Origin of the sequence: Marichromatium sp. PS1 (genome assembly GCF_041155115.1) — a bacterium.
GTDB lineage: Bacteria > Pseudomonadota > Gammaproteobacteria > Chromatiales > Chromatiaceae > Marichromatium > Marichromatium gracile.
Window position 1 is genome coordinate 576551 of the sequence record NZ_BAAFHB010000005.1, and the last position, 12600, is coordinate 589150.

The 12600-nt window shown below is 69.0% G+C and carries 8 protein-coding genes; 7 read left to right on the top strand and 1 reads right to left on the bottom strand.

All coding sequences use genetic code 11. The features are described 5' to 3' along the window. Positions 1–14: 14 nt before the first annotated feature. The 7 genes from tal (at position 15) to ACAM26_RS14905 (ending at position 11041) form a co-directional block, all read left to right on the top strand. Positions 15–980, top strand: a complete 966-nt coding sequence (gene tal / locus ACAM26_RS14875; protein ID WP_123139660.1) for a transaldolase — start codon at positions 15–17, stop codon at positions 978–980. Then, entirely contained in the window at positions 974–1783 is an 810-nt protein-coding gene (gene rsmA / locus ACAM26_RS14880) for a 16S rRNA (adenine(1518)-N(6)/adenine(1519)-N(6))-dimethyltransferase RsmA (protein ID WP_369613990.1), read from the top strand. Before tal ends, rsmA begins: the two co-directional genes overlap by 7 nt. 38 nt (positions 1784–1821) lie before the next feature. Then, complete coding sequence (gene lon / locus ACAM26_RS14885) at positions 1822–4272, top strand: endopeptidase La (protein ID WP_369613991.1); 2451 nt, start codon at positions 1822–1824, stop codon at positions 4270–4272. 389 nt (positions 4273–4661) lie between these two features. Continuing rightward, entirely contained in the window at positions 4662–6128 is a 1467-nt protein-coding gene (gene betB / locus ACAM26_RS14890; protein ID WP_369613992.1) for a betaine-aldehyde dehydrogenase, read from the top strand. A 114-nt stretch (positions 6129–6242) separates the two neighbouring features. Continuing rightward, complete coding sequence (betA, locus tag ACAM26_RS14895; RefSeq protein ID WP_369613993.1) at positions 6243–7919, top strand: choline dehydrogenase; 1677 nt, start codon at positions 6243–6245, stop codon at positions 7917–7919. Between the two features lie 188 nt (positions 7920–8107). Then, complete coding sequence (gene betT / locus ACAM26_RS14900; RefSeq protein WP_123139655.1) at positions 8108–10123, top strand: choline BCCT transporter BetT; 2016 nt, start codon at positions 8108–8110, stop codon at positions 10121–10123. 294 nt (positions 10124–10417) lie between these two features. Then, positions 10418–11041, top strand: coding sequence for a class I SAM-dependent methyltransferase (locus tag ACAM26_RS14905; protein WP_123139654.1), 624 nt, complete (start codon positions 10418–10420; stop codon positions 11039–11041). Between the two features lie 6 nt (positions 11042–11047). On the opposite strand, the gene ACAM26_RS14910 is transcribed toward ACAM26_RS14905, so the two are convergent. Then, entirely contained in the window at positions 11048–12469 is a 1422-nt protein-coding gene (locus tag ACAM26_RS14910) for a PLP-dependent aminotransferase family protein (RefSeq protein ID WP_369613994.1), read from the bottom strand. Between the last annotated feature and the right edge of the window lie 131 nt (positions 12470–12600).

A 12600-nucleotide genomic window follows, 5' to 3' on the forward strand; every position in this document is an offset into this window, starting at 1 on the left:
AAGGACATCGCATCATGAGCAAGCTCGATCAACTGCGCTCCATGACCACCGTGGTCGCGGACACCGGCGACTTCGAGTCGATCGTCGAGTACCGCCCCCAGGACGCCACCACCAACCCCTCGCTGATCTACAAGGCGGCGCAGATGCCGCAGTACCGCGAGCTGGTGGAGGACGCACTCGATTTCGGCCAGACCAAGGGCGAGGGCGAGGAACGCACCCGCTGGAGCATGGACAAACTGGCGGTGAACTTCGGCACCGAGATCCTCAAGATCGTCCCCGGCCGGGTCTCCACCGAGATCGACGCGCGGCTGTCGTTCGACACCGAGGCCACGGTGCGTCGTGCCGAGGGCCTGGTCGAGCTCTACGAGGCCGCCGGCGTCGATCCGCGCGAGCGGGTGCTGTTCAAGATCGCCTCGACCTGGGAGGGCATCCGCGCTGCCGAGCGACTCGAGCGTCAGGGCATCCACTGCAACCTGACCCTGCTGTTCAGCTTCGCCCAGGCGGTGGCCTGCGCCGAGGCCGGGGTCACCCTGATCTCGCCCTTCGTCGGTCGCATCCTCGATTGGTACAAGAACGCCGAGAACGTCGCCGGCTACCCCGCCGACGAGGACCCGGGCGTGTGCTCGGTCACCCGTATCTACAACTACTACAAGCGTCACGGCTACGAGACCGCGGTGATGGGCGCGAGCTTCCGCAATCTCGACGAGATCCTCGAGCTTGCCGGCTGCGACCTGCTGACCATCTCCCCGGCGCTGCTCGGCGAGCTGGCCTCGACCGACGGCGAGGTCTGCCGCCGACTCGACCCCGAGCGTGCCCAGGGCATGGAGATCGAACGGGTCAGCTTCGACGAGACCAGCTTCCGCTGGGCGCTCAACGAGGATGCCATGGCCACCGAGAAGCTCGCCGAGGGCATCCGACTGTTCGCCGCCGACACCCGCAAGCTCGAGCAGTTCACCCGCGAGGTCTGTCAACATTGCTGACACCACACCAGCCCCGTAAGCGCTTCGGGCAGAACTTCCTCCACGACCAGGGCGTGATCGCCCGTATCCATGCCGCCATCGCCGCGCGCCCCGGCGAACGCCTGGTCGAGATCGGTCCCGGCCAGGGGGCGATCACCGCCGGACTGCTCGAGGCCGTGGGGGAGCTCGACGTGGTCGAACTCGATCGCGACCTGATCGAGCCGCTGCGCGCGCGACTCGGCGGGCGCGGCACCCTGCGCATCCACAATGTCGACGCGCTGAAGTTCGACCTCTGCGCGCTGCGCCAGGGGCCGGAGGAGCGGGTGCGGGTGGTCGGCAACCTGCCCTACAACATCTCCACACCGCTGCTGTTCCACTTTCTCGCCCAGTCGCGCTGTCTCGCCGACCTGCACCTGATGCTGCAGAAGGAGGTGGTCGATCGCATGGTCGCCGAGCCCGGCAGCAAGATCTATGGCCGGCTCTCGGTGATGGTGCAGACCCAGTGCCGGGCGCGCAGCCTGTTGCGCATCGGGCCCGGCGCCTTCACTCCAGCCCCCAAGGTCGACTCGGCCGTGGTCCGGCTCGAACCGGTCGCGGACCTGTATCCGATCGCCGATCCCGAACGCCACGCCCGGATCGTCGCCGCCGCCTTCGGCCAGCGACGCAAGACCCTGCGCAACAGCCTCTCCGGGCTGGTCACGCCCGAGCAGTTCGAGCGCGCCGAGATCGATCCGATGCGCCGCGCCGAGACCCTCTCGGTGACCGAATACGCCACCCTGGCCAATGCCGCGACTTGCCAAGACGGACAAAAAACAGAAAACTAAAGGGTTTTTCGAGCAGCGACGCGAAACGAGGTACCGACATGCCGGAGGAGCGACTGGACGACAGCGATGACGTGATCGAGGCCGAGGCGGAGACATCCTCCGGACTCGAGACCGTCACGCTGGCGCGCGCCAACGACGTCCTGCCGACCGAGCTGCCCCTGCTCCCGGTTGCCGCCCGCCCCTTCTTCCCCGCCCAGGCGGTGCCGCTGACGATGAGCGCCGAGCACTGGGCGCCGACGCTGCAGCGGGTGGCCGACAGCGAGCACAAGATCCTCGGCGTGGTGCTGGTCGGGGTCGAGCGCTCCGAGGACGCCACCGCCGATGACTTCTACGCCATCGGTACCGCCTGCCGGGTCCACCGCATCCATCACCAGGACGGTCAGTTGCAGGTGCTCGTCGAGTGCCTGCAGCGCTTCCGCCTCGCCGGCTGGCTCGCGCGCGAGGCGCCGTTCAGCGCCCGGGTCGAGTATCTGCCCGAGCCCGACGGCGGTCCCGACAGCGAGGTCAAGGCCTATGCCATGGCGGTGATCAACACCATCAAGGAGTTGCTCCCGCTCAATCCGCTCTATGTCGAGGAGCTGCGCATGTTCCTCGACCGCTTTGGCCCCGATGATCCATCGCGACTGGCCGACTTCGCCGCCAGCCTCACCACCTCCAGCGCCGAGCAGCTCCAGGAGGTGCTCGAGACCCTGCCGCTGCTACCGCGCATGGAGAAGGTGCTGGCGCTGCTCAACACCGAGCTCGAACTGGCGCGCGCGCAGCAGAAGATCCGCCGCAGCGTCGAGGAGAAGATGCAGAAGCATCAGCGCGAGTTCTTCCTCCGCGAGCAGCTCAAGGCGATCCAGAAGGAGCTGGGCATCGCCAAGGACGACCGCACCGCCGAGATCGATCGTATCGAGGCGCGCATCGCCGAGCTCGATCTCACCGAGCAGGCGGCCAAGCGTGTCGAGGAGGAACTCGACAAGCTGCGCATCCTCGAGACCGGCTCGCCGGAGTACGCCGTCACCCGCAACTATCTCGACTGGGTGAGCCTGCTGCCCTGGGGCCGTCACTCCACCGACAAGCTCGACCTCAAGCGCGCACGGCGCATCCTCGACCGCGACCACTACGGGCTCGAGGACGTCAAGCGGCGCATCCTCGAGTTCCTCGCCGTCGGCATCCATCGCGGCGAGATCGCCGGCTCGATCATCCTCCTGGTCGGCCCGCCCGGGGTCGGCAAGACCTCGATCGGGCGCTCCATCGCCGATGCGCTGGGGCGACGTTTCTATCGCTTCTCGGTCGGCGGCATCCGCGACGAGGCCGAGATCAAAGGCCACCGGCGCACCTATATCGGCGCCATGCCCGGCAAGTTCGTGCAAGCGATGAAGGATGCCGGTACCGCCAATCCGGTGATCCTGCTCGACGAGATCGACAAGATCGGCGCCTCCTACCACGGCGACCCGGCCTCGGCGCTGCTCGAGGTGCTCGACCCGGAGCAGAACGGCGACTTCCTCGATCACTATCTCGACCTGCGCTTCGACCTCTCCAAGGTGCTGTTCGTGTGCACCGCCAACCAGCTCGACACCATCCCCGGTCCGCTGCTCGACCGTATGGAGGTGATCCAGCTCTCGGGCTACATCGCCGAGGAGAAGCTGCAGATCGCGCGCAAGTACCTGCTGCCGCGCCAGATCGAACGCGCCGGTCTGGAGAAGGGTGCGGTCAAGCTCGACACCCGCACCCTGCGCGCGCTGATCGAGGGCTATGCCCGCGACGCCGGGGTGCGCCGGCTCGAGAAACAGCTCGGCAAGATCGTGCGCAAGGTCGCCGTCGAGCTGCTCGAGGACGCCGAGGCCCCGGTCGCGGTCGGTCGCGACCAGCTCCAGGGCTATCTCGGCAGTCCGGTGTTCCGCGACGAACGCAAGCTCTCCGGACCGGGCGTGGTCACCGGGCTGGCGTGGACGGCGATGGGCGGCGCCACCCTGTCGATCGAGGCGGCGCGCACCCACGGCTTCAATCGCGGCTTCAAGCTCACCGGCCAGCTCGGCGAGGTGATGAAGGAGTCGGCCGAGATCGCCTACGGCTTCCTGGTCGGCAACGCCGAGCGCTTCGGCGTCGACCCGGCGTTCTTCGAGCAGTCCTTCATCCATCTGCACGTCCCCGCCGGTGCCACCCCCAAGGACGGCCCCTCGGCCGGCATCACCATCGCCAGCGCGCTGCTCTCGCTGGCGCGCGACGAGCCGGTACGGCGCATCGCCATGACCGGCGAGATCACCCTCACCGGCGAGGTCTTCCCGGTCGGCGGCATCCGCGAGAAGCTGATCGCCGCGCGCCGTGCCGGGATCAAGGAGATCGTGCTCCCGGCCGACAACCGCGGCGAGTTCGACGAGGTCCCGGAGCATGTGCGCAAGGGCCTGACGGTGCACTTCGCCTCGCGTTTCGACGACCTGCTGGCGCTGCTCTTCGAGCCGTCGACCAAGCGGCACGGCACGCGCCGGGGCACGGGTCGCTGATGCCGCTCCAGACCATCGAGCGGCGCCTGGTCCGCGCGCTCGTCGCCGGCTGCGGTGACGGGCGTCCGAGCGACGCCCCGGCGCTCCGTCCACCCTGCCACGACTGACCCCATCCGGAAGACGCTGAGGGACTCCTTCAGGGATGAACTCAGCGTGGCCAGGAGCCGTCCCCGTGCCACCGCGCGACTCGGGACGACAGCCGCCCATCTCAGTGTCTTCCCGGCGCGCTCCCCGATCCGCCCGCCATACCGACGGCCCCGGGTCCCCCCGCAGCAAACGCGCCCGATCCCGTGAGACCACCATCTCGCACCACGATCGCACGCCCGTCCCGGCCCGATCCCGGCCAGCGGCGGCGTCACCATCATCCGACATTGCAGAGGGCATCGATCATGCGCCAGACGCATACCGCCTATATCGACGGTCGTCCGACCCCGCGCCGCGACGACCAGGCCAGCTTCGCGACCATCAACCCAGCCGACGGCTCGGTGCTCGCCGAGGTCCAGTCCTCCGACGCCGCCGAGATCGAGGCCGCGGTGGCCGGCGCCCGCGCCGGTCAACGCATCTGGGCCGGCTACACCGCCGTCGAGCGCGCCCGGGTGCTGCAGCGCGCCGTGGCGCTGCTGCGCGAGCGCAACGACGCGCTCGCCGAACTCGAGACCCGCGACACCGGCAAGCCGCTCTCCGAGACCCTGGCCGTCGACATCGTCACCGGCGCCGACGTGCTCGAGTACTACGCCGGGCTGGCCGCCGCCATCGAGGGCACGCAGATCCCGCTGCGCGAGACCAGCTTCGTCTATACCCGGCGCGAGCCGCTCGGCGTGGTCGCCGGCATCGGCGCCTGGAACTATCCGATCCAGATCGCGCTGTGGAAGTCCGCCCCGGCGCTGGCCGCGGGCAACGCCATGGTGTTCAAGCCGAGCGAGCTCACCCCGCTGAGCGCGCTCGAGCTGGCGGCGATCTATACCGAGGCGGGACTGCCCGACGGGGTGTTCAACGTCGTCCAGGGCGACGGCGCGGTGGGCGCCATGCTCACCGCCCATCCCGGCATCGACAAGGTCTCCTTCACCGGCGGCGTCGACACCGGCAAGCGGGTCGCGGCGGCGGCCACCGGCTCCACGCTCAAGGAGGTCACCATGGAGCTCGGCGGCAAGTCGCCGCTGATCGTCGGCGAGGACGCCGACCTCGCGCTCGCCGCCGACGTGGCGATGATGGCCAACTTCTACAGCTCCGGTCAGGTCTGCACCAACGGCACCCGGGTGTTCGTGCCGACGGCGCGCCTGGCCGAGTTCGAGGCGGCGGTGCTCGAGCGCGTCGCACGCATCCGCGTCGGCGACCCGCTCGACCCCGAGACCAACTTCGGTCCGCTGGTCGGTTTCGAGCACATGGCCCAGGTGCTCGATCATATCGACGCCGGCAAGCGCGAGGGCGCGCGGCTGCTGTGTGGCGGCGAACGGCTCACCACCGGCGCGCTGGGAGACGGCGCCTATGTCGCGCCGACGGTGTTCAGCGACTGTCGCGACGACATGCGCATCGTCCGCGAGGAGATCTTCGGCCCGGTGATGAGCATCCTCGGCTACGCCACCGAGGACGAGGCCGTCGCCCGCGCCAACGCCACCGACTACGGCCTGGCCGCCGGCGTGGTCACCCCCGACCTCAAGCGCGCCCATCGTCTGATCCACCGTCTCGAGGCCGGCATCTGCTGGATCAACACCTGGGGCGAGTCGCCGGCACAGATGCCGGTGGGCGGCTACAAGCACTCCGGCATCGGTCGCGAGAACGGTATCGAGACCCTGATGCACTACACCCGCACCAAATCCGTCCAGGTCGAACTCGACACCTTCGAGTCGGTGTTCTGACCTGCGCCCGGGCGGCCCCGCGCCGCCCCTCGACGACCACCATCCCAAGCCTGCGCTCCCCCCGACCGTGCCCAGCCGGCCGGCGCGGGAGCGCTCGCCACCACAGGAGCCCCCATGCACGAGAACAATGAATACGACTACATCATCATCGGTGCCGGTTCGGCCGGTAACACCCTGGCCGCGCGACTGACCGAAGAGGCCGGGGTCTCGGTGTTGCTGCTCGAGGCGGGCGGACGCGATCACCGACTCGACTTCCGCACCCAGATGCCCGCCGCCCTCGCCTACCCGCTGCAGGGCCGACGCTACAACTGGGGCTACCAGACCGACCCCGAGCCGCACATGGACAATCGCCGCATGGACTGCGGACGCGGCAAGGGGCTGGGCGGCTCGTCGCTGATCAACGGCATGTGCTACATCCGCGGCAACGCCCTCGACTTCGACCACTGGGCCCGGCGCGACGGACTCGAGGACTGGACCTACCGCGACTGCCTGCCCTACTTCAAGAAGGCCGAGTCGCGCGACATCGGCGGCAACGACTATCACGGCGCCAGCGGCCCGATCGGGGTGGCCACGCCCAAGGCCGGCAACAACGAGCTGTTCGCGGCGATGATCGAGGCCGGGGTACAGGCCGGCTATGCGCGCACCGACGACCTCAACGGCTATCAGCAGGAGGGCTTCGGCCCGATGGACCGCTTCGTCACCCCGCAGGGGCGGCGGGCGAGCACCGCGCGCGGCTATCTCGACATGGCCCGTCACCGCCTCGGCCTGGACATCCTCACCCGCGCCACCACCGACCGTATCCTGTTCTCCGGCAAGCGTGCCGTCGGCGTCGCCTTCGAGCATCGCGGCAAGCAGCAGCAGGCACACGCTCGCCGCGAGGTGCTGCTCTGCGCCGGGGCCATCGCCTCGCCGCAGATCCTGCAGCGCTCCGGGGTCGGCCCCGGCGCCTGGCTCGCCGAGCACGACATCCCCGAGGTGCTCGACCTGCCCGGCGTCGGCAACAACCTCCAGGACCATCTCGAACTCTACATCCAGTACGAGTGCCGCCAGCCGGTCTCCATCGCCCCGGCGCTCAAGCCCTGGAACCAGCTGCGCATCGGCGCCGAGTGGCTGTTCGCCGGCAGCGGACTGGGCGCGAGCAACCAGTTCGAGGCCGGCGGCTTCATCCGCTCCCACGCACGCTTCGAGTGGCCCAACATCCAGTACCACTTCCTGCCCATCGCGGTGCGCTACGACGGACGCAACGCGGTGAAGGCCCACGGCTTCCAGGCCCATGTCGGCTCGATGCGCTCGCCCAGCCGCGGCCGGGTGAAGCTCAACTCGCGCGACCCCAAGGCGGCCCCGAGCATCCGCTTCAACTACATGTCGCAGCCGCAGGACTGGGAGGAGTTCCGCGCCGCCATCCGCATCACCCGCGAGATCTTCGCCCAGCCGGCGCTCGCCCCCTACACCGGCCGCGAGATCGCCCCCACCGCCGAGCTGCAGAGCGACGCCGAGCTCGACGCCTTCGTCCGCACCCACGGCGAGACCGCCTATCACCCCTCCTGCACCTGTGCCATGGGCAGCGGCCCCGACAGCGTCGTCGACGGCCAGGGCCGGGTGCACGGGCTCGAGGCGCTGCGCGTGGTCGATGCCTCGATCATGCCGCAGATCATCACCGGCAATCTCAACGCGACCACCATCATGCTCGCCGAGAAGATCGCCGACCGTATTCGCGGAATCGACCCGCTGCCACGCGCCGAGGTGGATTACTACCAGGCCCAGGGCGCGGCTCCGCGACGCGACGCCTGATCCGGCGTCCGGGGCGTGACGCCGCGACGTCACGCCCGCCATCCGGTCCCGTGGCCCCGCGGCCATCAGCCCGACCCATCGGCGGGTCGAGGAAACGCGCTCCGTCACCGCGACGGGACGCGTTTCCCGGCACCGAGCGAGGGGTCCGGTCAGGGACCGATCCCTTCCAGCAATCGATACCATCAACCATGCAAAGCTTCATCGACGACGACCACGGCCAGCGGCCGCTCGAGGTCAATCGCACGGTGTTCATCGCCTCGGCGGCGCTGACCGCGCTGCTGATCGCCATCACCATGCTCTTCCCCGCCAGGACCGAGGCACTGCTCGGGCTCGCGCTCGGCTGGGTCTCCGACCACTTCGGCTGGTACTACATGCTCGCGCTCGCCGCCTATAGCGGCTTCGTGCTGTTCATCGCGCTCTCGCGCTACGGCGACATCCGTCTCGGCCCGGATCACGCCACCCCGGACTTCAACTATGTCACCTGGGCGGCAATGCTGTTCTCGGCGGGCATCGGCATCGACCTGCTGTTCTTCGGCGCCTCCGAGCCGCTCGCCCACTTCCTCACCCCGCCCGGCGGCGCGGAGACCGCGCTGCAACCGGCCGAGCGCGCCGCCATCGCCCAGACCTTCCTCCACTGGGGGGTGCACGGCTGGGGGCTCTACGCCCTGATGGGCATGGCGCTGGCCTACTTCGCCTATCGCCACAAGATGCCCCTGGCGCTGCGCTCGGCGCTGGTGCCGCTGATCGGGCGCAAGCGCGCCGCCGGCTGGATCGGTCACACCGTCGACACCTTCGGCGTGGTCTGCACCCTGTTCGGCATCGCCACCAGCCTCGGTATCGGCGTGCTCCAGGCCAACGCCGGCATGACCCACATCTTCGGCATCGAGTCGAGCAAGCTGGTCCAGGCGGCGATCATCGTCACCGTCATCATCCTCGCCGGCCTGTCGGCGATCTCCGGGGTCGAGCGCGGCGTGCGCCGACTCTCGGAGATCAACATGGGCTTCGCCACCCTGCTGCTGATCGCGCTGCTGTTGATGGGACCGACGCTGTACCTGCTCAACGGTCTGGTGCAGAACATCGGCGACTACTTCCAGGGCCTGATCGGCAAGACCTTCGACGTCTACGCCTATGACGGCGCCGAAGGGGCCTCCTGGAAGGCCGGCTGGACGGTGTTCTTCTGGGCCTGGTGGCTGGCCTGGTCGCCCTTCGTCGGGCTGTTCATCGCGCGCATTTCGCGCGGGCGCACGCTGCGCGAGTTCGTGCTCGGGGCGATGTTCATCCCGCTCGGCTTCATCTTCGCCTGGTTCTCGATCTTCGGTAACAGCGCCATCGACCTGGTCAACAACGGCGCCGTCGAACTCGGCGAGATCGCCGTCAACGACCCGGCGATGGGCCTGTTCGCCTTCTTCGACCACTATCCGGCCGCCTCGCTGTGGTCCGGCCTGGCGGTGGTGCTGGGGCTGATCTTCTTCATCACCTCGGCCGACTCCGGCGCCCTGGTGCTGGCCAACCTCAGCACCAAGGGCCTGACCTCGGAGCAGGATGCGCCGATCTGGCTGCGCCTGTTCTGGGCCGCGCTCACCGGGTTGATCACCCTCGGGCTGCTGTTCGCCGGCGGCTTCAACTCGCTACAGTCGGTGGTGGTGGTCTCGGCGCTGCCCTTCTCGGTGATCCTGCTGCTGTTCATGTGGTCGCTGCACTACAGCCTGCGTCAGGAGGCGACCAAGCGGAAGGCCGAGAACATCGACTTCGCCCCGGCGATCTCGGACAAGGGGCTGGGCTGGAAGGAGCGGCTCTCGCGCATCGTCCACTTCCCCTCGCGCCAGTTCGTCGAACAATTCCTGCACGAGACCGTGGAGCCGGCGATGGCGGAGGTCTCGCAGGCGCTCAATCAGCGCGGACTCGACACCGAGCTGAGCCATGACACCGAGGACCACCGGCTGTGCCTGCAGGTCAAGCACGGCAACGAGATGGACTTCTTCTACATGGTCAACCTGATCGGCTCCGCCAAGCCGGTGTTCGCGCTCGGCCAGTCCGGCAACATCGCCGCGCACCACGAGAACGAGCGCTACTACCGCGCCGAGGTCTTCCTCCGCGAGGGGGGCCAGGAGTATGACTTGGTCGGCTATAGCAAGGCCCAGGTGATCAACGACATCCTCAACCAGTACGAGCGGCACATGCAGTTCCTGCATCTCGACCGCTGATCCCCCCGCACCCGCGCGCCCGGCGCGGGTGTCCAGCTCCGGCGCCCAGCGGCGCCGGGGCCACTCGCCCTCCCCGGCGCGGATCGCGACCACCCGGGCGTCGATTTGACAACCGCCGCGCCGACTCGACAGGATGACGGGGACATATCCGATGCGTCCCATCCGGCACCAAGCGCGTGCCGCACCATCCATGACCCGGTCACACCAGGCCAGGACGCATCATCACCCGGACGCACAAGCACGCGTCCCGAGTCGCGGGAATGCCCGCGCTCGTCCAGCCTCCAGGAGTCCTCGATGAGCGACCACCACGACATCCTCGAACGCGCACTCGCCTCCGGCGACAAGGACGCGATCACCAGCGCCTATCGCGAGTGGGCGGCCAACTACGACGCCGATCTCACCGGCAAGATGGACTATGTCGCCCCGGCGATCGCCGGGGGATTGCTGATGGAACACCTCGACGACCCGAGCGCCGAGGTGCTCGACGCCGGTTGCGGCACCGGACTCGCTGGCGCTTGCCTCCATCGGGCGGGCTACCGCCTACTCGACGGTCTCGACTACTCGGTCGACATGCTCGAACAGGCCCGCGCCAAGGGCATCTATCGCAGCCTCGACCAGGGCGACCTGACCAGCCGCCTGGCAATCGCCGACGACCGCTACGATGCCGTGCTCTGTGTCGGCACCTTCACCTGTGGCCATGTCGGTCCGCAGGCGCTGCACGAGCTGATTCGCATCATCCGCCCCGGCGGTCACATCTGCTTCACCGTGCGCGACCGCGCCTGGGCAGAGGACGACTACGCCCGCGAGATCGCCGCGATCACCGACGCCGGGCGGTGGCAGGAGATCGAGACCCGCACCACCGACTATATCCGCGAGGAGGGCTCGCAGGGTCAGGTCTGTCTCTACCGCGTCGCCTGATCGCCCTCAGTCGCCGGCCAGCTCGCGCGCCAGCGCGCCGAGCCGGCGCAGCGCCCGTTCCACCGCCGGGGTCCAGGGCACCGCGGCATTGAGCCGCAGACAGTCGCGATACTTGCCGCTGGCCGAGAACATCGGCCCCGGGGCGATGCTGATCCCCTCGCGATGGGCGCGCGCGTGCAGCGCCATGCTGTCGATCCCCGCCGGCAGCTGCAGCCACAGCAGGAAACCGCCGCTCGGTCGCGTCACCCGGGTGCCGGGCGGGAAGTGACGCTCGACGGCATGACGCATCCGCCCCACCGCCAGCGCAAACCCCGCGCTGACCTCGCGCAGATGACGCAGATAGGCACCGCTGGCGAGCAGCTCGGCGAGGGCGAGCTGGAGCACCGAAGGTGCGGCCAGGTTGGTGGCGTACTTGAGGAATTCGATGCGCTCGAACTCGACGCCCGGCGCGACCCAGCCCACCCGCATCCCCGGCGACAGGGTCTTGGAGAAGGAGCCGCAGTAGATCACCCGCCCCTCCCGGTCATAACACTTGGCGGTATCCGGGCGCACACCCGAAAAGGCCAGATCGCCGTAGATGTCGTCCTCGATCAGCGCCACCCCATGAGCCGCCAGCAGCTCGCTCAGGGCACGCTTGCGCGCGCTCGAGAGCACCGCGCCGAGCGGGTTGCTGAAGTTGGTGGTGACGATACAGGCGGCCACCGACCACTGCTCCAGGGCGAAACCGAGCGCCTCCAGGCTGATGCCCTGGGCCGGATCGGTGGGGATCTCCAGCGCCTGCAGCCCGAGCGCATCGAGCGCCTGCAGCAGCCCGTAGTAGGTCGGTGACTCCACCGCCACCACATCGCCGGGACGGGTGAGCGCGCGCAACGCCAGGGTCACCGCCTCCAGACAACCGCTGGTGATCAGCAGCGCGTCCGGGTGCAAGGGGGTACCGTGTGCGCTCAGGTGGCGGGCGACCTGGCGACGCAATGCCTCGAGTCCGGGCGGGAAGGCGCAGTCGATCGCCGCGTCGGGATAGCGCCGGTAGGCGCTGGCCACCGCCCGCGCCAGCGCCTTGCGCGGCAACAGCCGGGGATCGGGCACCGCCGCGCCGAGCTGGACGAAGGCCGGGTCGTTGGCCGCCTGCAGCAGCCGCAACACCATGTCCTGCCCGCGCACCGGCGCCGGTGCCGGGGGTGGCGTCGAGATCGCCGGCTGGGCCGAGCGGGTCGGCGCCTGCACGTAATAGCCCGAACGTGCCCGCGCCCGCACCCGCCCCTGCGCCTCGAGCCGGTGCAGCGCCTCGAGCACGGTGCCGATACTCACCCCGAACTCGCGTGCCAGCCGGCGTACCCCGGGCAGCCGCTCGCCCGGGCGGTAGAGCCCGTCGCGCATCCGCGCCTCCAGCGCGCCGGCGATCTCGGCATAGCGATAGGATGTCGACATAACAGGTACAGTTTCCCGACAACCGACCGGTACAGATGGCGCAGAAGCGACAACTGTATCGGTCATTTTCCTTGGATTTGTCTCTGTGCCCGCCGCAGCGGGCCGCCTAGCCTAATGACTCGCAAGCTTAG

Bases quoted from the DNA above. Each gene is read 5' to 3' on its own strand.
- lon (WP_369613991.1), top strand. From the start codon at position 1,822: ATGCCGGAGGAGCGACTGGACGACAGCGATGACGTGATCGAGGCCGAG.
- ACAM26_RS14905 (WP_123139654.1), top strand. From the start codon at position 10,418: ATGAGCGACCACCACGACATCCTCGAACGCGCACTCGCCTCCGGCGAC.
- betB (WP_369613992.1), top strand. From the start codon at position 4,662: ATGCGCCAGACGCATACCGCCTATATCGACGGTCGTCCGACCCCGCGC.
- ACAM26_RS14910 (WP_369613994.1), bottom strand. From the start codon at position 12,469: ATGTCGACATCCTATCGCTATGCCGAGATCGCCGGCGCGCTGGAGGCG.
- betA (WP_369613993.1), top strand. From the start codon at position 6,243: ATGCACGAGAACAATGAATACGACTACATCATCATCGGTGCCGGTTCG.
- tal (WP_123139660.1), top strand. From the start codon at position 15: ATGAGCAAGCTCGATCAACTGCGCTCCATGACCACCGTGGTCGCGGAC.
- betT (WP_123139655.1), top strand. From the start codon at position 8,108: ATGCAAAGCTTCATCGACGACGACCACGGCCAGCGGCCGCTCGAGGTC.